Genomic DNA, 22,908 nt, shown 5'->3' with positions numbered 1-22,908 from the left:
GTCGCCACTGCAAGCCCACATGCTTGCGTATGGCTTCTCGAAACCGAGGGTGGTTTCGAGAAGCCCTCGCAGCCCTGGGCGGTGGTGTCAGCCGAGGCGCCACTGCTGGTTGCTGCCGCCGTTGCAGTTCCACAGTTGGACCAGTGCGCCGCTGGCGGTGGAGGCCCCGGTCACGTCCAGGCAGAGGCCCGACTGGACGCTGGTGATGGTGCCGTTGGAGTTGCGGTTCCATTGCTGGTTGGTGCCGCCGTTGCAGTCCCAGATCGAGACTTTCGCGCCGGCCGTGGTGCCGGTCGCGTCGAGGCACTTGGCACCGCCGTAGACGGTGAGCTGCTTGGTCGACGTGCTGGTCCAGGTCTGGTTGGTGCCGCCGTTGCAGTCCCAGATCTGCGTCTGGGTGCCGTTGCTCTGCGCATGGCCGGGCACGTCCAGGCACTTGCCGGAACCGGTGGCCTGGACCGGACCTGTGGTGGTCCCGCCGTTCCCGCCGTCGAGTCCGAAGAAGGCGATGGCCCGGGCCGCCATGCCGTTTTCGGGCAGGCTGTGCCCGGCGCCCTGGATGCTGATCGCCTCGACCGGTGCCTGCGCGCCGGCGGAGCCGTAGCGGGTGCGGGTCCAGTTGGGCTGCGGGGAGTCGGTGAAGACCGGGGTCTGGCTCACCCCGAGCACATTGGTCCACTGCTTGATCTCTTCACCGAAGTTCACGTAGTCCAGCGCTTCGTCCTCGGTGCCGTGCCACAGCTGCATCCGCGGCCGGGGGCCGGTGTACCCCGGGTAGGCGTTCCGGACGAGGTCGCCCCACTCCTGTGGGGTCCTGGTGATCTGGCCGGTGGAGCAGGCGCTGTTCCAGCCGGAGCCGTCGGTGGTGGCGAAGCAGCCGAACGGCACGCCCATGAACGCCGCACCGGCCTTGAACAGGTCGGGGTAGTCGCCGAGCAGGACATTGGTCGTCATCGCGCCGGACGAGGCGCCGGTGACGTAGACCCGGCCGGGGTCGGCGTTCATGTTCTGCAGGGTGTACCGGACCATCGAGGCGATGCTCGTGGGGTCGCTGCCCCCGTCATGCCTGAGCGCCTGGGGCGAGGAGACGTCGAAGCACTGCCCGCTGACGTTCGCGTCCGGGTAGACGACGATGAACCCGTACTGGTCGGCCAGGCGGGCGAACTCCGTGTTGGAGTAGAAGGCGGGCCCCGTGCCGGTGCAGTAGTGCACTGCCACCAGCACGGCCGGGCGTGCCGGAGCGTTGTCGGGCCTGTAGACGTACATCCGCAGGTTTCCGGGGTTGCTGCCGAAGTTGGTCACCTCGGTCAGTGACGCGGCCGACGCGGTCGTAGCCGAGGCGCCGGTCAGTCCGAGCGCCGCGATCAGCGGCGAGATCGCCATCAGCAGGGTTACCAGTACATCTGTGATGCTTCTCTTTTTGGACTTCCGGGACATGACGGTGTCCTTCGTGGAATCCGGCGCGGCCGGGGGGATGACCGGGTGGTGAAGCGCTTCGACGATTCCATTGCCCTTGGCGTGGTGTCAATGCCTGGAGGTAAGCAAGGCAGCGGAGCCTCCATTCCTCTGTTTCGGCAGAGACTTCTCATTGACTCAGTTATCAAGTGAAGCGCTTCAACACTCGCTGTGGGCTACCGGCCGACCTTGACCGCTTTGTCGGGTGCGGACCGTGACCGCGTTCGGGAATTGCTGCGGCGAGCCGATCCGCCGCAATCCATGGAGGCCAGGGCGCGCGGGCCCGTCAGCGGCGCTGGCGTGCCGCCTCGATGGGGCTCTCGTGCGGGCCTCGGCCTTCCAGCCCCGCCGGGGCAGCCGCACGTACGTCGCGCGGACTGGCGCCGAGTTCACGGCGGCAGGCCTTGTTGAAGGCCTGGAGGTCGGCGATGCCCACGGCCGCGGCGACGGCGGTGATGGACAGGGTGGAGGACGACAGAAGGTGGCGGGCGCGCTGAAGGCGTCGGTGCCGGATGTACGACACGACCGTGAGGCCGGTTTCGGCACGGAACACGCGTGTCAGGTGTGTGTGGGAGATTCCGACGGCGCGAGCGACGTCCGGTACGGACAGCGGGCCTGCCAGGTGTTCTTCGACGTAGGCCTGGGCGGCGGCCACGAAGGGGTGGCGGCGCCCGGCCCCCTCGCCCCTCGGGAGCTCGGCGATGCGCCACAGAGCGGTCCAGACCTCGGCCGTGGCCCGCCGGGGAGAGGTCGGCATGGCCGTCACGGCGTGTCGGAGCAGGTCGGCCAGGTGGGTGCTCTCGGCGGCGGCGTCCTGCATCACCGGCACCACCCGCGCGGTTCCGCCGTCATGCAGCCGCAGGTGGACGTAGAAATGCTCGGACCTGCCCCGGTAGTGGAAGTGCACCTCCGTGTTCGGCGGCACGAGACTGACGTGGCCGGGGCGTATGGGGTGGACCGACGGCCCGAGGGACAGAGCCCCCTCGTAGTGGTAGAGGTGCAGCTGCCACAGGTCGGGCAGCCGGAACACGTCGTGGGCGGTGGAGACGCCGTGTATCCCGATGCCGGCGGCGACCACGGTGGGCGCCTCGTCGAGCCGCAATGTCACGTGTTTCACGAGGACGAAAAATTACCAGCACTGGACGATTTCAGCCCACGACCGATCTCAAACACGGCACGTACGTTCGTCGCATGTCAACCAGCACGCAACTCCTGGCATCGGTTCAGGTGGCGCGCTTCGTCGCGCAGGGATTCCTGCGCCTGGACGGGGTGGTGCCGCAGGAGATCAACGAACGGGCCATCGCGGCCCTGACCGAGGGCGGCCTGCCGGAAGTGCCCTACGGCACTGCGCTGGGCGAGGCGTTCGCCCAGGACACCTTCGTCCACGAGCTGCTCGCCCTGCCGGTCGTCGCCGGCGCTGTCGAGAGCCTGGTCGGCCCCGACCCGACCGTCGACCACCATGCGGTTCATGTGCGCGAGCCGTACGAGGGACAGGCGCAGCCGCTCCACGCAGACGCGATCATCGATGTGCGGCCGGACGCGTTCGACATCCAGCTCATGTACTACCCGCACGAGGTGACCGCCGAGATGGGCGGCACCCTCAGCGTGCCCGGAAGCCATCTGCGCAGGATCAACGAGACGGACGTCGGCCGCGTCCAGAACCTCCGGGGACAGACCCGCCTGACCTGCCCGGCGGGCACGGTCGTTCTCGTGCATCACGGCATCTGGCACAGTGGCCGCCGCAACGACACCGCGGGCCGGCGCTACATGTACAAACTCCGCCTCAACCCGACCGTGCCGCAGGTGCGTCTGTGGGACGTCTCAGATCTGCACGACCCCGCGGTGACCGCGGAACTCAACACGTACTTCCCCTGGTACGAGTGGGCCACGGGCCGACTGGAGATCTACAACCGGGTCCTGCTGTGGCGGGCCCTGACCGGAGACGACTCGTTCGACGTCGACTACTGGGTCACGCGCGTCAGCAACCGGCCGGCCCTGAGGAGTCACGCATGAGGCAGCAGGTCCTGGTCCTCTATCTCGCGACGTCGGCGCTGGACTCCCCCGTCGTGGGCTGGTCCCGCTACGACGGGACCGGCCGGACCCGTCCGACGACCGGTGACAGCGACGAGCCGCCCTATGCCACCGGGCTTGACGCATTGCAGGACGGGTGGCGTCTGTTCCAGGCCTCCCAGCTGCTGCCCCCGCAGCCCGGTCACGAGTACGACGTCTCCTTCCTCAAACACGAGTTCTTCTTCGAGAAGGCGGAGGACGTCCTTCGCCTTTGACGCAGGTCAACGCTTCTGCATAACTCCCTGCGTTTATCGTCCCACCCTCGTGCAGGCCCTCTCGAGAAAGAGATTGCTAATCCCGGTTACGTTCGAAGCGCTTCGACAAACTGGGGCAACGAATGAAGGGCATGTATATGCCATTCAGGATGTGCGGGCCCTTTCGGTCGGTCGTGCCCTTCGGCCGGTTCAGCGGTCGAAGGGCTCGTAGTCGAACCAGTCGAAGTGGACGGTGCCTTCGGCGGCGTACATGCCGATGACGCGGCCGGTGAAGCCGCCGGCGACCTCGGTCGACAGGTAGCGGCCGTCGAGGGCCGCGAGCTCGGTGAAGGTGCCGTCGGGTTGTTCGATGCCGAGGGAGACGATGTCGGGTCCGGTGCACGGCCCGTGCGGGGGCGGTGGGTCCGTGATGGTGAGGGCGAGGACCACTGGCCCTGCGGGCACGGAGCGTTCGGCCATGACCGTGCGCAGGTCGCCGACGCGCGCGATCACCCGTACGTCCGTCCCGGACGCCTCGATCGCGTAGTGGTGCCGCTCGTCCAGCCGGACGGCGAGGCCGCCGCGCCCCTGCTCCGGGTCGACCAGGGTGCGGGCCCGGCAGGTGAGGTGCTGCTGGCGGCGGCCGGTGAACACCGCGTCGGGCTCATCCAGGGAGCCGCCTCGCGCGTGGAGCGTCAGCCATCCGGGGCGGTCCTTGGTGGTGCAGAGCCCGGCGGGGCGGTCCCGCACGGAGATCCAGGCCGGCCCGAGTTCGCTGAGCTCGAAGTCGTCGCGCCGTTCCTCCTCGGGAGCGGGGGACAGCGGCCAGGGGAGCGTGGAGAGGTCCGTGGTGACCTCGCCGACGACGGGCCAGTCGTTCTCCCAGGTCACGGGTGTCAGGAAGGTCTCCCGGCCGAGCACGTGCCAGCCGGGGGTGCCGCCGCGCGGCCGGACGCCGAGGAAGACCATCCACCACGAGCCGTCGGGGCCCTGGACCAGGTCGGCGTGGCCGGTGTTCTGCACGGGGTGGTCGGTGCCGCGGTGGGTGAGGATGGGGTTGGCCGGGCACGGCTCGAAGGGGCCGGTCGGCGTGCGGCCGCGGGCGATGGACACGCCGTGGCCGCGTTCGGTGCCGCCCTCGGCGATGAGCAGGTACCAGTAGTCGCCGATCCGGTACAGGTGCGGCGCCTCCGGGGCCTTGGCGCCGGGGCCGCCGGACCAGAGCTTGTGCGGTGTGCCGTACGTCTGTCCGGTGGACGGGTCGAGGCGGACCTGTGCGACCCCGGCGACGGTGCACCAGCAGGTGCCGTCCTCGTCCCAGGCCAGGTCGGGATCGATGCCGGGTACGTCGGGTGCGGGGATCGGATCCGACCACGGTCCGGCGGGGTCGGTGGCGGTGACGATCAGGTTGCCGCCGCCCTCGCTGCAGTTGGTGACGATCAGCCAGAAGCGGCCGTCGTGGTGGCGCAGGGTGGGGGCGTAGATGCCGCCCGATGACGGCATGGAGGCCGGCAGGCGCAACTGCTCCGGCCGGTCCAGTACGTTGCCGATCTGCCGCCAGTGCACCAGGTCACGGCTGTGGAAGAGGGGTACGCCGGGGAAGTACTCGAAGCTGGAGCAGGCGAGGTAGTAGTCGTCGCCGACCCGGCAGATGCTCGGGTCGGGGTGGAACCCGGGGAGCACGGGGTTGGCGGCGGGGGCGATCCGGTTCTGAGCAGGCACTCTCGGTTCTCCTTTCGTCGGGTGGGCGGCAGGGCGGCGCTCAGGGAGCGTCCGACTCCGTGCGGGTGATGCGGAGCAGCGCCGCGGACGGCGCGGTGGGCAGGGTCACGGTGAGGTCGGCCGTGTCCGGGTTCCAGGCGGCAACGGCCTGATGTGCGGCGGGGTACAGCACCTCGGCACGGGCCGCGCCGCCCGCCCGTTCAGGCAGCCGGAGAGTGGTCGCCTCGCCGCCCGAGCGGCGCCAGACGGAGAGGTAGGTGGTGGAGGGGGCGTGCAGGGCCAGGGCGATCCAGGGGTCGTCCCAGCCGGGAAGGCCGAGTGGCCAGGACGGCACGGCCTCCGGCAGGTCGGCGCGGATGGCTTTGTACACGGCGACCGCCTCGTGGACCAGGGCGCGGGCCTCGGGCCCCAGCTCCGGCAGGTGGCCGGAGAGGTGGATGCGGCCGAGAAGGGCGCTCGCCATGGTGAAGGCGACCTCGTCGAGGGAGTCCTCCGGCCGCGGATAGGCCCACACGGCGCCCTGCTCGGGAGTGACGGCGGTGGGTGCGGAGGCGGCGATGGGCGCGTAGCGCTGTAGGTTCTGCTGGTCGCTGGTGGACTGCAGTTGCAGCCGCGACAGCAGGGCGTGGTCCCATCGCATGCCGCCCGAGGCGCAGTTCTCCACCACCAGGTGCGGATGGCGGTCCAGGATGCCGTCCAGCCAGTCGAGGTGCGCCCGGTTGTGGCCGAGCAGACCGGCGCCCGGGGTCTCGCCGGGGTGGGCGCTGGTGCCGGAGCCGGGGTCGATGTTGTGGTCGAGCTTGAGATAGCCGACGCCCCACTCGCCGACCAGGCGGTCCACGACCTGGTCCAGGTGGGCGCGGGCGGCCGGGTGGCGCAGGTCCAGGTGGTGCCGGCCGGTCTCCGTGAGGCGGACGCCGTCGCGGCGGAAGAACGCCTCGTCGGGCAGGGACTTGGCCATGGGGCTGTCGACGCCGATGACTTCAGGCTCCAGCCACAGGCCGGGGACCATGCCGCGCTCCCGGATGCGGTCCAGCACCTCGTGGATCCCCTTCTCGCCGGGGAAGCGGGAGGCGGCCGGTTCCCAGGCGCCGACGGTGGTCCACCAGCCGCCGTTGTCGCCGTCGTACCAGCCCGCGTCGATGACGAAGTACTCGGCGCCGGCCTCGGCCGCCGCGTCGATCAGCGGCAGCAGTTTGTCGGTGGTGGGGTCTCCCATCAGGCAGTTCATGTAGTCGTTGAAGATGACGGGCAGACGCCGGTGGTCGGCGTGCGGGCGGCGGTGGGCGCGGCGGTAGCGGGTGAGCGCGGCGAACGCGGCGTCGGGGCCGCCGTCCGCGCTGAACGACAGGGCGGCGGGTACGGTGCGGAAAGCGGCGCCGGGTTCCAGGGGGTGGCGCCAGCCGTGGTGGGCGTCGGTGGGCCCGAACAGTGCCGCGTAGGCCGTCCGGTCGTGTTCTTGGCACTCCCAGCGCCAGCCCCCTCCGTTGTGCTCGATCTGCCACACCCAGGTGCGGCCGGTACGCCGGTCCGTCAGTCCGCCCATGGGCAGGTGCCCGCAACTGGACCAGGTGCCCTGTCCGTTCAGGGCGAAGCCGGCCTTGCCGTGCCCGTACTTCACGCGTCCGCTGACGCCGGGTGTGGTCCCGCGCATCGGCTGTCGCTGCCAGCGGCATTCGGCGAGCCAGTCGTTGTCCGCCCACAGCAGATCGGCGGCGTCGACGGCCGCCGGGTCCTGCGAGGTGAGGCAGCCCACCGTGAGCGAGCTGACCGACTCCAGGTGCAGTGTGGTCCGCCCTTCGTTGCGCAGGATCACTTCGCTGCGGAGCACGGGGATGCCGTCCGGCGACCGGTAGGTCACCTCCGCGGCCAACCCGGTTTCCGGGTCGTGGAGATGCACGGTCAGCGTGTGCCAGTCGCCGTCGCGGGCCGCGCGGTGGGCCCGGTGGCGCAGCCGCCCGCCGAGAGCGGTCCCGATCAGACGGCTGCCCGACCAGTCACGGCCGTGACCCGCGGCCGTCACCTCCACCAGCGGCAGGGACGCGCCGGGGTCGCTGCCCGCTTCGCCGGGCAGTCCGAGATGCGTCAGGCGGGCGCCGCCGTCGTCGCCGAGGACGAACTCGAGATGCAGGGCGTCGTGACCCCAGCGGAAGCTCCGCTGATCGTTCTCCATGATGTCCTTTCCAGGTCAGGGGCTGCACGGGACCGCGCAGCCACCGGGCGGCGGTTCGTGGGCTGTGGGGCCGGTGTCCCGGTTCGGGCCGTGCTCGCCGACGCACTCGACGGCGAGCACGGTGGTGTGTGCGCGGTGACGCACAGGGGCAGCGCGGCGTCAGAAGCCCACCGCGCCCCAGGAGGGAGCCGACCTCACTTCGGCTCGCCGTAGATGACTCCGCGTCCGTTCGTCCCGAAGTACACGCGACCGTAGATCCGGGGGTCTCCGGTCATGGTGTTGCCGGTCCAGGCGTACTGGTGGCGGTCGTCGTTGATGCGGGTCCAGGTGCGGCCCGCGTCGTCGGACCGGAAGATGCCGCGCACGCCGTGGATCTTGGAGCTGGTGTAGACGGCGGGGTAGGTCGCGCCGGGCGCGGCCTTGCCGAATCCGACGACATCGCCCTCGTCCACCGCCTTGAACCTGGTGAAGGACGTTCCGGAGTCGGTCGACCGCCACAGCCCGTACGGTGTGGGGGTCGTGGGCTTGTCGGTGCCGCCGGCCAGCCAGATGTCGCCCTCGTGGCCCGGTACCGCCTTGAACCGGACGTTCCCCGCGGTGGGCAGACCGGTCGCCGCCGTGGCCTCGAAGCTCTTGCCGCCGTCCGTGCTGAGGTAGAAGACGCCGGCGTGGTAGGCGTAGAACTTCGCCGGGTTCACCCGGTCGGAGCGCACGGGGGCCCCGGCCGGCAGCCCCTTCGACGCCGTCCAGGTCGCTCCGTGGTCGTCGGACCAGCTCACCGGCGCACCGGCCGGGGACCAGACGATCCGTCTGCCGTCGGCGCTGATGGCGACGGCCTGGTCCTCGACTCCGGGCCCGGTCACGCCGGACGGCTCACTGCCCGACGGCTTCCAGCTGCCGCCGCTGTCGGTGGAGATGGCGAAGCGCTGGGTCCAGCCGCTGGTGGGACGGCCGACCCGCACGATGGTGTGGGGCGCCAGCTCCGCGTAGTCCAGGGCCGGGGTGTTGTCGAAGGTCGGGCTGTCGTACATCTTCGACGCCTTGCGGAAATCCGTGTGCCGGAAGCCGCCGACATCGCCCATGCCGGAGAAGAGGTGCGCCGCGCCGGCGGGCGGGCTGATCACACACAGGACAGCGGTTTCCTCCAGCCCCTGGGCCCGTACGGACAGGTGCACCGTGCCGCCGCTGTCCCAGTCGGTCAGGTTGTCCGCGCCGTAGATCGTCGCGCCGGTGCCGTACATGAAGTGGTCGGAGTCGAAGGGGTCGATCTGGACGGACTCCATCATCCAGCCCAGCTTGGGGGTCATCTCGGGCAGCGACGGCGAGGCGTTCCAGGTCAGCCAGGGGGCGGCGGAGATGTCGATGTCGTAGCGCAGGGTGCGCACGGAGTTCGGGCCCAGGTCCCACGCGCGGGTCCAGCTCGCGCCGCCGTCGGTGGAGCGGAAGAGGATGCAGTCGGGCCACCAGTTGACCTGGGTGGACACCATCAGGGTGTCCGGGTTCTGCCGGTCGATGGTCAGGCCGCTGTAACCCCACTTGTTGTCGTCGCTGGTGGACGGGACCGGGCTGATGCGGGTCCAGGTGCCGGTGGCGGTGTCCAGCTTCCACACGTCGCCCTTGGAGCCGTCGTACGGGCCGGCGGTGTCGCTGGTCGCCAGGTACAGGTAGCCGCCGACGTGGTCGAAGACCGCGTGGTGCGGGATGAAGCCGGTGGGCTGCCCGGGAACGCGTTCCCAGGTCCTTCCCGCGTCGGTCGACCGGTACAGGATGTTGTCCTTGTCGGCGACGGTGACGTAGAGGGTCCGGGTGGCCTTCCCCGCTCTGCCGGTGCGCTTGTCGAAGACGACCTGCAGCACGCCCAGGTTGTCGCCGTTGTAGCCGTCGGGGTCGGTGGGGTCGGGGACGAAGTCGCCGACGTTGGGGAAGGTGGTCACCTTCGCGAAGGTCTTGCCGTAGTCGGTACTGCGCCACAGCCCGTGGCCACCGCGCACTCCCAGGTAGAGGATCCTGTTGCGGTTGGGGTCGATCACCAGCCGCTCGCCGATGCCCCGGCCGGGCATGTTGCCGCCCAGCCGGAACGGCAGGGGCGTGGTCTTCCAGGTGCGGCCGCGGTCGGTCGAGCGCAGGATCGCCGCCATGTCCGGGTCCCACTCGGGCATGGTGTACGTGCCCGCCGCCAGGTAGACACGGTCGGGGTCGGCCTCGTCGGTGGCGACGCTGATGATGCCGGTGTGTCCGTACTCGTCCCAGCCGATCCAGTCGGTGAGGGGGACCCACCGTCTGGACTTCTTGTCGAGGCGGTAGGCGCCACCGATGTCGGTCCGGGCGTACACCAGTCCGGGCTCGCGCTGGTTGAAGACGATGCCGGTGACGAAGCCGCCGCCGACTATCTCGGCGTTGCGGAAGGTGTAGGGCGTGTGCCGGACCTTCTCGGCCACGCGGGCGGATGTGGCGGGTGTGACGGGTGCGGCGGAGGCACCGGAGGGGGCCAGCAGGGGGAGTGCGGCCGTGGCCGCGCCTGCGGCCAGCAGGCCTCGGCGGGAGAGGTGCGGGGCATGGGTCATGACGGGTCCTTGCCTTTCGGGTGCGGGTCCCTACGGGGCCTGCGCACAAGCCGCGGTCCGGCCGGCCGGCTCCAGAAGCCGATCCGCAGGCCTCGTCTGGGGCGCCGAGGGTGCCGGACGTGCCGGAGGTGTTCCCGCCGGCGGGCCGCATGTGGATCGTGGTGCCCAGCGCCCGGGACACGGCCTGGTAGTCCTCGTTGCCGGCGGGCGGCAGCGGTGAGAGGGAGGCGGCGCCCGCCACGCCGGCGGCTGTTCGCAGGACGACTCGGCGGTTCACCTCACTGCTCATGTCGTTGCGGCCCTTCGTTTGCGTCGATCCGACCGGCGGGCGGGCAGACGCTGCGTCGTCCGGTGGTCTCATGTCCGGAGGGCGGCAGCCAACCGAGTCGACGCGCTTCGACGTTTCGGTGAGACTAAGGCCGCATTTCCGTGGGCGACAACGGGCCGTCAAGGTCACTTTTCGATAACAGGCACGGTCGGGCGTGAGAGCGCGCACCGCCCTCCATGCGACTTTGCCCCATGTGAGCTGGGTTTCTAGGTGAACTTTTCAAGAGGAACGCCGACACCGGAAGAACGGCTTCCGACGGCTGGGCCACCTGTGATTGACACACGACTCAGCGTCATGTCAACGTCGAAGCGCTTCGACTCCACCACATGTGATCGACAAAAGCCGTACGCCGCCCGGCTCCGCAGTCGCCCACGCTTCCCGCGCCTTCTCCGTCGACCTCCTGCAAGGGACTTCTCAGGTGAGTACCGCCGCCACATCCCCCGAGCCGCCCACCACCGACCTGCCGTTCCGTGACCCCGCGCTACCCCTCGCCCGGCGAGTCGACGACCTGATCTCCCGGCTGACGCTCGACGAGCGCATCGAGCTGCTCTACCAGCACTCACCAGGAGTCCCGCGCCTCGGACTGGCCCCCTTCAAGACCGGTACCGAAGGACTGCACGGCGTGTCCTGGCTGGGGCCGGCCACCGTGTTCCCACAGGCGGTGGGCCTGGGAGCGACCTGGGACGAGGAGCTGCTGCACGAGGTCGCCACGGCCGTCGGCACCGAGGCCCGCGCCCTCCACCAGCGCCCCGCCGCCGACGGTCGCCGGCCCAGCCTCCAGGTCTGGGCCCCCGTGGTGAACCTGCTGCGCGACCCCCGCTGGGGCCGCAACGAGGAGGGGTACGCGGAGGATCCGCTGCTCACCGGCCGGCTCTCCGTCAGCTTCTGCCGCGGGCTGGCCGGGGACCACCCGGTCTATCTGCGCACCGCACCGCTCCTGAAGCACTTCCTCGCCTACAACAACGAGGACGAGCGCGACATCACCTCCTCCGTGGTGCCGCCCAGGGTGCTGCACGAGTACGACCTCGCCGCCTTCCGCCCGGCGATCGCGTCCGGCGCCGCCACCGGCGTCATGCCGGCCTACAACCTCATCAACGGCCGCCCCTGCCATGTCAGTCCACTGATCGAGACCGAGGTACGGCGCTGGGCCGAGCCCACCGGCCACGAGCTGTTCGTCTGCAGCGACGCCGGAGCGGTGACCAACCTCGCCGAATCGGAGCACTACTTCGACGACCACGCCACCTCCCACGCGGCGGCGGTACGCGCCGGTGTCGACAGCATCACCGAACTGGACGAGGACGGCAGCGTCACCCTGGACCGGCTCCGCACGGCGGTCGACCGCGGGCTGCTCACCGAGGACGACATCGACCGCGCCGCGCGACGCCACCTGTCGATACGCTTCCGCCTCGGCGAGTTCGATCCGGACCTCGACCCCTACGCCGGCATCCGCGACGACGTCGTGGACAGCCCCGCCCACCGGGCGCTCGCCTTGCGCGCCGCCACGGAGTCGGTGGTGCTGCTGAAGAACGACGGCGCACTGCCGCTGTCACCGGCCCCCGGCGGGCGCGTCGCGCTCGTCGGTCCGCTGGCGGACACCCTCTTCGAGGACTGGTACAGCGGCACCATGCCGTACCGGATCACCATTGCCGCCGGCCTGGAGGCGGCCCTCGAGGAGCGCGGCGCCGAAGCGGTCCGCGCGGAGGGGGTCGACCGGATCACGCTGCGCGCCGCCTCCACCGGAGGCCTCCTGCGCGTGCCGGCGCTCGACCCCGACGGGCCCATGGTGGCCGGTGCTCACTCGGACGAGCAGGAGGCGGGCGACAGCGCCTGCCACGACCTGTTCGACTGGGGCGAGGGCGTGCTGACGCTCCGCAACGCCCGCACGGAACGCTACGTCACCCTCAAGGACGGCGACCTCACTCTCGCCGCCGACCAGACGCAGCCGAACGGCTGGTTCGTCCACGAGACCTTCCGGCTGGAACCCCAGCCGGACGGCACGGAACTGCTGCGCAACATCAGCAACGGCCGCTACGCCGCCGTGGACCCCGCCACCGGCCGCGTCACCCTCTCCGCCCAAGCCCCCGAGCAGGCGGAACGCTGGACCCGAACTGTCGTCAGGGACGGAATCGCCGAAGCCGTCGCGGCCGCCGCCTCGGCGGACATCGCCGTGGTCGTCCTCGGAAACGACCCACACATCAACGGCCGCGAGACCGAGGACCGTGCGGGCATCTCACTGCCGCCCGCGCAGGAGGCCCTGCTGCGCGCCGTCGCCACCGAGCGTCCCGAGTCGGTACTGGTCGTGATGAGCAGCTACCCGTACGCCGTCGACTGGGCGGACGAGCACCTGCCCGCCGTGGTGTGGACCTCCCACGGCGGGCAGGAGACGGGCCGGGCACTCGCCGCGATCCTGCTCGGCGAGGCCGAACCCTCCGGACGGCTCCCGCAGACCTGGTACCGCGGCGACGACCCGCTGCCCGGCCGCCTCGACTACGACATCATCAGCGCCGGCTGGACCTACCAGTACCACCAGGCCGCACCGCTGTACCCCTTCGGGCACGGCCTGTCCTACACGAGCTTCGCCTACTCCGGCCTGCGGCTGTCCGCCCGGGAAGCGGCGCAGGACGACACCCTGACCGTGAGCGTCGAGCTCATCAACACCGGAACGCGCACGGGCACCGAGACCGTGCAGCTCTACACCCGCGCGCTCGCCGCCCGCCACCGCGCGCCCAGGCGCAGACTGACGGACTTCCGCAAGGTCTCCCTCACCCCCGGTGAACGGCGGCGGCTGGAGTTCGACCTGCCCGTCGCGGCCCTGGCCCACTGGTCCGTCCCGGCCGGCGCCCTCGCCGTGGACCCGGGGCCGTACGAGATCCTGATCGGGCACTCGGCCGATGCCATCGCCCTGACAGCGCCACTCACCGTGACGGGGCCGGCGCTCCCTGCCCGCACTCTCCTCGGCGGACGACTGGAGGCCGTCGACTTCGACGAGTGCGAGGGCGGCACGCTCGTCGACGCCACCCGGGAGAAGGGGGAGGCGGTCACCCCGGCGACCGGTGACATCCACTGCGCACTGCGCTACGGCTCAGTCGACCTGGGCAGCCCGGCGGACGGGCCGCGGGTCATCACGGCCGAGGTGTCGTGCGCGACGGAGGAGGACGCGACCGTCGAGATCCACGCCGACGGCGCTCCCGGTGCCGGAACCTTGCTCGCCACCCTCCGTGTCCCCAACGGCACCGACGGCCGGTACGACTGGCGCACGGTCAGCGCGCGGATGCCGGAGGAGGTGACCGGGGTGCACGATCTGCATCTCGTTCTGCGGGGCGGTGTCCACCTGGCAGCGATCGCCGGCGGGACGCGGTGAGCAGCGGCGGGACGCGGTAAGGAGGGGTGGGGCGCGGCAAGAAGACGTCTGCCGCCGCGTTCCACACTCTCCGGCCATTGACGCACGCGGCCCGCGCGGATCTATCCTCTGCCTGAACAGGGGGCGCCCGGGCTCCGGCCGCGTCGTCGTACCGCCGGACGGTGTGGAGGATCGGGGTCCGTACCGGAGGAGGGCCGGGGCGGGTATGCGACAGACCGCACGCCATGACGTCGTCTTCGTCGCCGGCACCGCCGGAGAGCATGAACTGACCTGGTCGCAGAAGGCCCATGAACGCGAAGGATGCCACCCCCATCTCCACGGACCCCGCAACAGGAACGTACGGATGGGGCGGGCACTGGACGGCCGGCCCGACATGTCCGCGGTGCTGCATGCCTTCGCCGCGGTCATGGCTCACTTCGAGGCGCTGCGCACCCTCTATCCACGTGACGCGGACGGGCACCCGCGCGCGGTCGTCGTGGCTTCCGGCGTGCTCCGGATCGACGAGTACGCCTCCGACGCCCCGCCGACCCACGACCAGCTGAGCGCCTTCACGCTCCGACTGGCCGAGCCCGGATTCGCCCCGGACGACCTGCCGTTGCGGGCCGCCGTCATCACCGTGGACGGCAGACCCATCCACATCGCGCTGTCCTTGCACCACTTCTCGGCGGACACGACGGGCGCTCGGATCGCGGCCGAACACATAGCCCGACTGGCCGCCGATCCGGGCGCCGACCTCGGCTCGGGGTGGCTGCCGCGGCAGATCGCGAGCTTCGAGGCCAGTCCCTCGGGGCTGCGGCACGCCCATCGTGTCGACACCCATGACCGGGCCATGCTCCGTCGGTCCGCCATGCCCGAACTCCGGACTCCCCAGAGCCACAGGGACGCCGTCTACAACTTCGTATGCCTCGACTCGGCGGCGGTCGCCCTCGCGGCAGCCCGTCTGGCGAAGCAGTACCGCACATCCGTGGCCGCCGTCCTGCAAGCCGCGTACGCGTGCACGCTCGCCGAGCACCTCGGCATCGGCACCTGCGTGTTCAACACCGTGATGCCCAACCGGCAGACCACCTTGTCCCGCGAGGCGGTGGCCCATGTCGCCGGCAGGGCGCTCGTCCCGGTCGACACGGCCCTGGGCAGCGACCGGTTCCCGGCGCTGTGCCGAGCCGTCGACGCGGCACTCGTCAGATCCTCCTCCGTCAGCCTGCGCGAGCCCGACCGCTACGCCAGATCCCTGGACGAGGTCTCCGCCGAACTGGGCCGCTCCGCACACAACCCGTACGTGGTCAACATCCGTCCCATAGCGCCCCGCACGCTGATCCGGGCTCGCGCGGACAGGACACCGCAGGACCTCGACCGAGCCATGGCATCCAGCCGTTACCGACGATTCCCCAAACCCGTCGACGCGTACTCCGGAAACCTCTCCTTCGATGTGTGGGGCATGTTCGAGACGGCCGGAATCAGTCTCGGGACGGATGCGACGTCGTTCGACGCGACGGATCTCGAACAGATACTGCGGTCCTTCGAGAGCCGGCTGGTCGGAGCCGCGATCGGCGGTCACGCCGCAAGGAGCGGCTCCTTCGCCGGCGCATAGAGCGCGGCGGAGCGCGGACGGTCGGCGTCGAGATCACTCACGACGCCGGGTGTGCTGCCTGATCCGAGCGGCGCGGCTCTCTGTACTTCGACACCGCAGCGCACTACGGCCTCGGTCTCTCCGAGCGCCGTCTGGGTGCCGCCCTGCGAGGCCGTCAGCGTGACGAGTACGTCATCTCCTCGCGTGCTCCGCTCCATCGAGGACACGCTTGAGCGCACCGGCCTGGATCGCCTCGACATCGTCTACCTGCACGATCCGAACGTCCACGGGCGGCAGGCGGCCGAGGAGGCCATGCCCACGCTGGCGGAGTTGCGCGACCAGGATGTGATCGGCGCGATCGGCGCCGGCATGAACCAGTCTGCGATGCTCGAACATCGTCGCTGCGCGGGATGCCGAGTGGCGGTGTTGCCCCGGTGCGGGAGCGAGTCTCCTGTGGGCACCCATGGCCCGAGCCGCCGCATGAGGCGATGCCGACGCCGCCGGGGGACGCGGTGTGCTCGTCGACGATGAGGGCTTTGCGGTGGCAGCGGTGGTTCTGCTTGAACGGTGACAGCCGAACGGGCTTGCGGAACCAGGCCACCTGCACACCGGCGAGAGCGGCGGTGAAGTCGCGGGCGACTGACCGCGTCAGTAGACGAATGTCATCATGTCGATCGTGTGGCGGGCGGAGCGGATTACGCCGAGCATCGCGGGAAGAATCTTGTCACCGTTGCGCGGCGGCACCACCTCGTTGCCTTCGGTCGCGGCCACACCGGTCAACCGCTCGAGGCGGCGGCGCAGGCGTTGCTTGCGGGCTTCCGCGTCAGGTTCGGTGCCACGATCAGCGGCCGCAGGTATGCCGTCGGGCATCACACCGAATCTCCCGTTGGGCCAAGAGGACAGCAAAGGACGGATCGTCGCGGCCGCCGGACCAGCCCGAGAGAGCAGAGGCCCGGCAGCCACCGCCTCACTCCCGGCATCGGCCGGGACAGGGCCGCGGTGCGTGATGTCCGTCAGGCGTTCCCTGGCACAGGGCTCGGGAATTGTCGAGATTCGTCGTCATGCCGCTACGCACCACCTTGCCGCTTTCTTGACGAAGCGGCAGGACTGTAAGGCCACGTCAGGGCAATGAGCGAGAGGTGACTCGTATGGCAATCGTCGCCCTGACTCTGGCCGCCGGCATGCTGACGGCCGTTGCCGCGGTCGGTCTTTCGCCCTGGTGGTGCGCGGCCGCCGTACCGCTCGTCCTGCTGGGTCTGGTGGGTGCGGCGGACCTGCTGCAGCGCCGGCACGCGGTGCTGCGCAATTATCCCGTTCTGGGGCACGCCCGCTACCTTCTGGAGCGGATCCGCCCGGAACTGCAGCAGTACTTCATCGAGCGGAACTTCGACGGGCGCCCCTTCGACCGGGACGTCCGCGCCATCGTCTACGAGCGGGCGAAAGGCACGGACGCCGAGCAGCCGTACGGCACCGAACGGGACGTATACCAGCCCGGTTACGAGTTTCTGGTGCCGTCGATGGCCCCCTGTCCGGTGCCCCAGGCGCCTCCGCGGGTACGGATCGGCGGGCCCGACTGCAGCCGTCCCTACGACATGGCGCTGTTGAACGTGTCGGCGATGAGCTTCGGCTCGCTGTCGGCCAACGCGATCCTCGCGCTCAACGGCGGAGCGGCGGCCGGGGGCTTCGCCCACGACACCGGTGAGGGCGGACTGTCGGAGTACCACCTGAGGCCCGGTGGGGACCTGGTCTGGGAGATCGGCACCGGTTACTTCGGATGCCGCACCGGTGACGGCGACTTCGACCCTGCCGAGTCCGCCGGCAAGGCCACCCACGATCACGTCAAGTGCGTGTCCCTGAAGCTCTCCCAGGGTGCCAAACCGGGCATCGGCGGGGTACTGCCGGGCGTGAAGGTCAATGCCGAGATCGCGAAGGTGCGGGACGTGCCCGAGGGGCAGACGGTGATCTCGCCGCCGTACCACAAGGTGTTCTCCACCCCGCGCGAACTCGTCCGCTTCATCGCCCGGATGCGAGAGCTGTCCGGTGGCAAGCCGACCGGATTCAAACTGTGCGTGGGGTCGCGCCGGCAGTTCCTCGCCGTGTGCAAGGCGATGCTGGCGGAGGGCACGGCCCCCGACTTCATCGTCGTGGACGGAGGCGAAGGCGGTACCGGAGCCGCCCCGCTGGAATTCGCCGACCACGTGGGAACACCGCTGACCGAGGGCCTGCTCACCGTGCACAACGCCCTCGTCGGCACGGGCCTGCGCGACCACGTCAGAATCGGGGCGAGCGGCAAGATCGCCACAGGCACCGATCTGGTCAAGCGCCTGGTGCAGGGCGCCGACTACGGCAACGCGGCGCGGGCGATGATGTTCGCCGTCGGCTGCATCCAGGCTCAGCGGTGTCACACGAACACCTGTCCCACCGGCGTGACGACACAGGACCCCCGACGCGCCCGTGCCCTCGACGTCGGCGACAAGACGCCGCGCGTCCAGCGCTTCCAGGAAGCGACCGTGGCCAGCGCCCTGCAGATCATGGCGTCCATGGGCGTGACCGATCCCGCCGAGCTGCGCCCGCACATGCTCCGGCGGCGCATCGGTCCCCACACCGAGCGCTCCTACGAGGAGTTGTACCAGTGGCTTGCACCAGGCCAGTTGCTCGCCGAGGCGCCTGCCGCCTGGGCGGCCGACTGGCAGGCGGCCGATCCCGACCGATTCACCGTCTGATCCGGAGGATTCACGTGGCCCGTACCGTAGCCCGCGTCATCGCGGACGCACTGAGCGAACTCGGTGTGCGCCAGGTGTTCGGCGTGGTGGGAGACGCGCTCAATCCCCTGACGGACGCCATCCGCACCACCGAGGGCCTGGAGTGGGTGGGCTGCCGGCACGAGGAGGCGGCGGCATTCGCCGCGAGCGCCCAGTCGCAGCTCTCCGGCACCCTCGGCGTCTGCATGGGCACGGTCGGACCCGGTTCCGTCCATCTGCTCAACGGGCTGTACGACGCGGCCAAGAGCCACACCCCCGTTCTGGCGATCGCCGGCCAGGTACCGCTCGCCGAACTCGGCACCGACTACTTCCAGGAAGTCGACAACGACGCCCTCTTCAGCGACGTTGCCGTCTTCCGCGCGACCATCACCTCTCCCGGCCAACTCCCGCAGATGCTCGAGACGGCCGTGCGCCATGCCCTGGGCCGCAAGGGCGTCGCCGTCCTGACCGTGCCCGGCGACCTGGGTGAGCGCGAACTGGAGTCGGACGCCCGGCCCGGTTCTCCCTGAACGCTCCGCTCAGCCGGCCGGAGGAAGCCGCCGTGCGGAGGGCATCCGAGCTCCTGGCCCGAGCCCAGCGGGTCACGCTGCTCGTCGGACGGGGCGCACGCGGGGCGCGCGAGGACGTGCTGACCCTGGCCGACCGGCTGGCCGCGCCCATGGTGCTCACGCTCAAGGCCAAAGAGGGCTTCGAAGGCGACACCAACCCGTTCCAGGTCGGCCAGACCGGGCTGATCGGCAACCCGGCCGCCGCCTCGGCCCTTCACGACGCGGACACCCTCCTGCTCCTGGGGACCGACTTCCCCTACCGGGACTGGTATCCGCAGGGGAAGACCGTCATCCAGGTGGACACCGAGGCCGCCCACATCGGGCGGCGGACACCAGTCGACGTCGGCCTCGTCGGCGACGCGGGCGTGACCGTCCGTGACCTTCTCACCCACCTAGCTCCCGCCGCTGCCGGGACGGAAGGTGCGCGGGACCGCTCGCACCTGCAGAAGGCGCAGGAGCGTTTCCGGCAGTGGCGCCAGAGCCAGGCGCGGCTGGCTGATCCAGCACATGACAAGGGCCTGATCGGCCGCGTCCGCTCCTCACTCGACAACCGCACCCACGACATCCGGCCGGAGGCGTTGGCGGCAGTGGTGGACCGGCTTGCCGACGACGACGCCGTCTTCACCTCAGACACGGGCATGGCGACGGTGTGGCTCTCGCGTTTCGTCGAGATGCGGGGCGAGCGGCGGCTCATCGGTTCCTACAACCTCGGCTCGATGGCCAACGCGATGCCGCAGGCGCTGGGGGCCCAGTGCCTGGACCACGAGCGGCAGGTGGTGGCCTTCTGCGGGGACGGCGGGCTGAGCATGCTCCTCGGCGACCTCATGACACTGAAGACACATCACCTCCCCGTGAAACTCGTCGTCTTCGACAACCGCCGTCTGGGCATGGTCAAGCTGGAACAGGAACAGGCCGGGCTCCCGGAGTTCGGCACCGTCCTGGACAACCCCGACTTCGCCGCCGTCGCCACGGCCATGGGCATCACCGGTATCCGTGTGACCGACCCGGCCGAGCTGGAGAAGGACGTACGCCGCGCCTTCGACACCCCCGGGCCGGTGCTGCTCGACGTGCTCACGAACCCGGACGAGATCGCGGTGCCGGCCAAGCCGACCGTCGAGCAGAGCTGGGGGTTCGCTGTGGCCAAGGTCAAGGAGATCGTGCGTAGCCACGGGGACGACCGCCCGCTCTGACGCGGCTGCGAAAATTTCCGGACAGCGAGGAGTGCATGCCGTGGGTCGGGGTAGGCGGGCGGACGTCGGTGAGTGAACCGACCCGGACGAGGGTGATCGATGGGGAGGGGCGCATCATGGTGACGACGAGCGTGCAGACTGCCGGACAGGCGGTGGACGTGCCAGAGATCGCAGACCCGTCCCGGGTCGCTCCCAAGGACGCGCGGGAGTTGTCGAAGCTGTTCTTCGAGCAGCTTGCGACGCTGGAGGAGGGCACCCCCGAGTACCAGTACGCCCGCAACACGCTGATCGAGATGAACATGTCCCTGGTCCGCTACGCGGCCGGCCGGTTCCGCAGCCGAGGCCCGGAGGAGATGGAGGACATCGTCCAGGTCGGCATGATCGGACTGATCAAGGCCATCGACCGGTTCGAGCTGACCCGTGAGGTGGAGTTCACCTCCTTCGCCGTCCCCTACATCGTGGGTGAGATCAAGCGGTTCTTCCGCGACACGTCCTGGGCCGTGCACGTACCCCGTCGGCTGCAGGAGGCCCGTGTCCAACTGGCCCGGGCCAACGAGGAGCTGCGCAGCCGGCTGGGCCGGACACCGACCACCAAGGAACTGTCCGAGCTGATGAGCCTGTCCGAGCAGGAGGTCGTCGAGGCCCAGGTCGCCTCCAACGGCTACAACTCCGCCTCCCTGGACGCCGCGATCAGCGGCAGCGAGGACGGCGAAGCCGCGCTCGCGGACTTCATCGGCAACGAGGACGCGGCCCTCGGCCTGGTCGAGGACTTCCACGCCCTCGCACCGATGATCGCCGAACTCGACGAACGGGATCGAAAGATCATCCACTGGCGTTTCGTGGAGGAACTGACCCAAGCCCAGATCGCCGAACACCTCGGTGTCTCCCAGATGCATGTCTCCCGCCTGATCTCACGCCTCCTGACCCGCCTGCGCACAGGCATGCTCAGCACACACTGAACGCTTGAGGTCGTTGGCCGGACGGTTGGGCAGCGCGCCGCCGTGGGGTGGGGGAAGGCGGCGCCGCATGCCCCGTTCGCCTGCCGCGGTGAGCAGCACGCCGAGCGCCCGTCCCTTGTGCGGGAGAGTTGCCGACGCTCGCCGGTGGCGGAGCCGTGCTGTCGCGGACCACAAGTCGGGTGGCGATCTCGAGGCCGAGCTGCGGAACCTTCTCGCCGCGGCCGAGAGACAGCGCCAACTCCGTGGCCGCGGCCGCCCTTTCGGTCAGCGGCTGGCGCACCGTGGTCAGCGGGGGTTCGGGGGTTCCACCCAGGCCGCGACCGGTACGTCGTCAGGAAGAGTGGCCCGCCGACCATCTCCCGGCGGAGGCCGCCGAGAATCGCCGTCACCATCGCCCTCGTTCAGCAAACCCGCGGCCGTGGTGGCCTGCGACGCCTTGAACCGGGCGCGCGAGACCTCCGTCCGTGTTCTTGGAGCCACTTCTCCCACGGCCTGTTCGCCGGCCGTGAGCAGTCCGAAGGCGTGGGAGCTCTCCTGAAACAGGCTTGTTCGTCCTTCAATCCGGGACGGACGTCGCCGGAGTGGAGCCGGGATCGTCCTGGCTCCACTCCGTGGTGCGGGCGGGTCACTGGAACTGTGCGAAGAACCTCCAGATCTCTGCTTTGGTCCAGGTGGTGACGCCGCTTTCGTTGGGGGAGCCGTCGACCGGACCGGGTATGTGGCCTCCGTCGAACGCGGCCCATTGGACCGGGTATCCGGCACGGCAGCCCGAGTAGGTGGTGGTGATGTGCGTTCGGCTGCCCGGCGCGGGCTCGCGCGGGCTCTGGGGGGTGCAGCCGTTGTTGCTGACGAATCTGTCGCGCAGGGACCGTCCTTGCCCGATGTTGAGTACGGAGTCGCTGATGCCGTGGATTCCGAAGTAGGCGATGGGCTGGGTGCCGCCGCTGCACCCGCTGATCTGAGCACCGGCGATGACGGCGACGGCCCTGAAGACGTTCGCCCGGCTGCACGCGAGTGCGTAGCTCATGCCGCCGCCCCAGCTGAATCCCGTGGCGAAGCGCTGTGCCGGGTTGACACACAGGCCGCCCTCGATGCGCCGGATCATGTCGTCGACGAAGGTGACGTCCTCACCGCCCGCATTGGCCCAGCCGTTGCCGAGGCCCTGGGGGGCGACGAGGATCGCGCTGTTGTTCGACTGTTCCTGTTGGCCGTAGTAGGACCAGGCGTTCCCGCTCGTGCCGCCCGAGGCGACGTCGCCGGCGGTTCCGCCCCGCCAGTGGAACGCGAAGATCAGCCGGTAGGGGCGGCTGTTGTCGTAGTTGGCGGGGACCCTGAGGATGAAGCTACGGCTCTTGCCGCCGCTCTGAATCGTGTGCGTACCGCTCGCCAGAGTCGGGGCGCTGCCGCATCCGCCGCCGCCACCGGACGACAGCTTGATCATCTGCCATTGCTGGTTGGCGCCGCCCCAGTCGGTGTACTGGACGACGTTGCCGCCGTCGGCGGTGGAGGCGCCCTGGACCTCCATCGCCTTGCCGCTGGTGCGGTTGATCAGCCGGACGTGGCCCGCGTCGGAGTCGGCCAGGCGGAACTGCTGGTTGGTCCCGTTGTGGTCGGCCCACTGCTGGATCGCGGCACCGTCTGCGCTCGAGGCGCCGGACACGTCGAGAACCTTGCCCGAATGCCGGGCCTTGAGGCGGTAGAAGCCGTCACCGGAGGCCACGAACTGCCACTGCTGGTTGGCTCCGTCGTTGCGCGTCCACTGGCTGACCCGCGCGCCGTCGGCGGTGGACGTGCCAGAGACGTCCAGCGCCTTGCCGCTGTTGCGATTGACCAGGACGTACCAGGCATTGGTGTCCACCGTCGCCGCCTCGGCGGGCGCGGGATTCACCGTGGCCAGCATGCCGATGGCGAGCGTCGCAGCCACCACGGCGGCGACCCGGGACCACCAGCGATGTCTCAATGGAGGGGCGGGGGAAACCGCACCGCAGGTCCTCATCGATTCATCCCTTCGTTTG

12 protein-coding genes and 4 pseudogenes are annotated in these 22,908 nt (G+C 70.1%); 8 read left to right on the top strand and 8 right to left on the bottom strand.

Going from position 1 to position 22,908, the window contains the following annotated elements; all coding sequences use genetic code 11:
* Nucleotides 1-87 precede the first annotated feature (87 nt).
* Both ACIRDU_RS27515 and ACIRDU_RS27510 read right to left on the bottom strand, forming a co-directional pair.
* Nucleotides 88-1,437, bottom strand: coding sequence for a PHB depolymerase family esterase (locus ACIRDU_RS27515; RefSeq protein WP_403583971.1), 1,350 nt, complete (start codon nt 1,435-1,437; stop codon nt 88-90).
* Nucleotides 1,438-1,741: 304 nt separating this feature from the next.
* Nucleotides 1,742-2,572, bottom strand: a complete 831-nt coding sequence (locus tag ACIRDU_RS27510; protein WP_403583969.1) for a helix-turn-helix domain-containing protein — start codon at nt 2,570-2,572, stop codon at nt 1,742-1,744.
* A 74-nt stretch (nt 2,573-2,646) separates the two neighbouring features.
* Between ACIRDU_RS27510 and ACIRDU_RS27505 the strand changes: the two genes are divergently transcribed.
* Together ACIRDU_RS27505 and ACIRDU_RS27500 are read left to right on the top strand one after the other, a co-directional pair.
* Nucleotides 2,647-3,468 carry a phytanoyl-CoA dioxygenase family protein gene (locus ACIRDU_RS27505; protein WP_403583967.1) on the top strand — a complete coding sequence of 274 codons (822 nt, stop codon included), beginning with the start codon at nt 2,647-2,649 and terminating at the stop codon, nt 3,466-3,468.
* Nucleotides 3,465-3,740, top strand: coding sequence for a hypothetical protein (locus ACIRDU_RS27500; protein ID WP_403583965.1), 276 nt, complete (start codon nt 3,465-3,467; stop codon nt 3,738-3,740). The genes ACIRDU_RS27505 and ACIRDU_RS27500 overlap by 4 nt, the downstream gene beginning before the upstream one ends.
* 189 nt (nt 3,741-3,929) lie before the next feature.
* Here ACIRDU_RS27500 and ACIRDU_RS27495 read toward each other — a convergent pair whose 3' ends face one another.
* The 3 genes from ACIRDU_RS27495 to ACIRDU_RS27485 all read right to left on the bottom strand — a co-directional run bounded on the left by ACIRDU_RS27495 (nt 3,930) and on the right by ACIRDU_RS27485 (nt 10,178).
* Nucleotides 3,930-5,441 carry a glycoside hydrolase family 43 protein gene (locus tag ACIRDU_RS27495; RefSeq protein WP_403583963.1) on the bottom strand — a complete coding sequence of 504 codons (1,512 nt, stop codon included), beginning with the start codon at nt 5,439-5,441 and terminating at the stop codon, nt 3,930-3,932.
* Between the two features lie 40 nt (nt 5,442-5,481).
* The gene (locus ACIRDU_RS27490; protein WP_403583960.1) at nt 5,482-7,614 is read right to left on the bottom strand and encodes an alpha-galactosidase; all 2,133 of its coding nucleotides are present in this window, start codon (nt 7,612-7,614) and stop codon (nt 5,482-5,484) included.
* A 194-nt stretch (nt 7,615-7,808) separates the two neighbouring features.
* Complete coding sequence (locus tag ACIRDU_RS27485; protein WP_403583958.1) at nt 7,809-10,178, bottom strand: xyloglucanase; 2,370 nt, start codon at nt 10,176-10,178, stop codon at nt 7,809-7,811.
* Nucleotides 10,179-10,924: 746 nt separating this feature from the next.
* Between ACIRDU_RS27485 and ACIRDU_RS27480 the strand changes: the two genes are divergently transcribed.
* The 3 genes and pseudogenes from ACIRDU_RS27480 to ACIRDU_RS27470 all read left to right on the top strand — a co-directional run.
* The gene (locus ACIRDU_RS27480) at nt 10,925-13,867 is read left to right on the top strand and encodes a glycoside hydrolase family 3 C-terminal domain-containing protein (protein WP_403583956.1); all 2,943 of its coding nucleotides are present in this window, start codon (nt 10,925-10,927) and stop codon (nt 13,865-13,867) included.
* Between the two features lie 205 nt (nt 13,868-14,072).
* Nucleotides 14,073-15,455: a condensation domain-containing protein gene (locus tag ACIRDU_RS27475; RefSeq protein WP_403583954.1), complete on the top strand. Its 1,383-nt coding sequence runs from the start codon at nt 14,073-14,075 to the stop codon at nt 15,453-15,455.
* A gap of 80 nt (nt 15,456-15,535) precedes the next feature.
* Nucleotides 15,536-15,824 (top strand): annotated as a pseudogene (locus ACIRDU_RS27470) (aldo/keto reductase); the annotation flags it as partial.
* Nucleotides 15,825-15,909: 85 nt separating this feature from the next.
* Here the strand turns inward: ACIRDU_RS27470 and ACIRDU_RS27465 are convergent.
* Nucleotides 15,910-16,304 (bottom strand): annotated as a pseudogene (locus ACIRDU_RS27465) (cardiolipin synthase B); the annotation flags it as partial.
* A gap of 269 nt (nt 16,305-16,573) precedes the next feature.
* Here ACIRDU_RS27465 and ACIRDU_RS27460 point away from each other — a divergent pair.
* The 3 genes and pseudogenes from ACIRDU_RS27460 (at nt 16,574) to ACIRDU_RS27450 (ending at nt 20,893) form a co-directional block, all read left to right on the top strand.
* The gene (locus ACIRDU_RS27460) at nt 16,574-18,157 is read left to right on the top strand and encodes an FMN-binding glutamate synthase family protein (RefSeq protein WP_403583951.1); all 1,584 of its coding nucleotides are present in this window, start codon (nt 16,574-16,576) and stop codon (nt 18,155-18,157) included.
* Between the two features lie 14 nt (nt 18,158-18,171).
* Nucleotides 18,172-19,934: pseudogene (locus ACIRDU_RS27455) on the top strand (thiamine pyrophosphate-dependent enzyme).
* 116 nt (nt 19,935-20,050) lie between these two features.
* Complete coding sequence (locus ACIRDU_RS27450; protein ID WP_403583949.1) at nt 20,051-20,893, top strand: RNA polymerase sigma factor SigF; 843 nt, start codon at nt 20,051-20,053, stop codon at nt 20,891-20,893.
* A gap of 145 nt (nt 20,894-21,038) precedes the next feature.
* On the opposite strand, the pseudogene ACIRDU_RS27445 reads toward ACIRDU_RS27450, so the two are convergent.
* Nucleotides 21,039-21,226 (bottom strand): annotated as a pseudogene (locus ACIRDU_RS27445) (substrate-binding domain-containing protein); the annotation flags it as partial.
* A 292-nt stretch (nt 21,227-21,518) separates the two neighbouring features.
* Nucleotides 21,519-22,820 carry an RICIN domain-containing protein gene (locus tag ACIRDU_RS27440; RefSeq protein ID WP_403583947.1) on the bottom strand — a complete coding sequence of 434 codons (1,302 nt, stop codon included), beginning with the start codon at nt 22,818-22,820 and terminating at the stop codon, nt 21,519-21,521.
* Nucleotides 22,821-22,908 lie beyond the last annotated feature (88 nt).

The sequence above is a fragment of the Streptomyces sp. NPDC093598 genome, from assembly GCF_044764825.1.
Taxonomy (GTDB): domain Bacteria; phylum Actinomycetota; class Actinomycetes; order Streptomycetales; family Streptomycetaceae; genus Streptomyces.
The sequence above is the reverse complement of the archived record's forward strand: the minus strand, read 5'-3'. Positions and strand labels throughout refer to the sequence as shown.

Bases quoted from the DNA above. Each gene is read 5' to 3' on its own strand.
- ACIRDU_RS27485 (WP_403583958.1), bottom strand. From the start codon at position 10,178: ATGACCCATGCCCCGCACCTCTCCCGCCGAGGCCTGCTGGCCGCAGGC.
- ACIRDU_RS27515 (WP_403583971.1), bottom strand. From the start codon at position 1,437: ATGTCCCGGAAGTCCAAAAAGAGAAGCATCACAGATGTACTGGTAACC.
- ACIRDU_RS27475 (WP_403583954.1), top strand. From the start codon at position 14,073: ATGCGACAGACCGCACGCCATGACGTCGTCTTCGTCGCCGGCACCGCC.
- ACIRDU_RS27490 (WP_403583960.1), bottom strand. From the start codon at position 7,614: ATGGAGAACGATCAGCGGAGCTTCCGCTGGGGTCACGACGCCCTGCAT.
- ACIRDU_RS27505 (WP_403583967.1), top strand. From the start codon at position 2,647: ATGTCAACCAGCACGCAACTCCTGGCATCGGTTCAGGTGGCGCGCTTC.
- ACIRDU_RS27500 (WP_403583965.1), top strand. From the start codon at position 3,465: ATGAGGCAGCAGGTCCTGGTCCTCTATCTCGCGACGTCGGCGCTGGAC.
- ACIRDU_RS27450 (WP_403583949.1), top strand. From the start codon at position 20,051: ATGGTGACGACGAGCGTGCAGACTGCCGGACAGGCGGTGGACGTGCCA.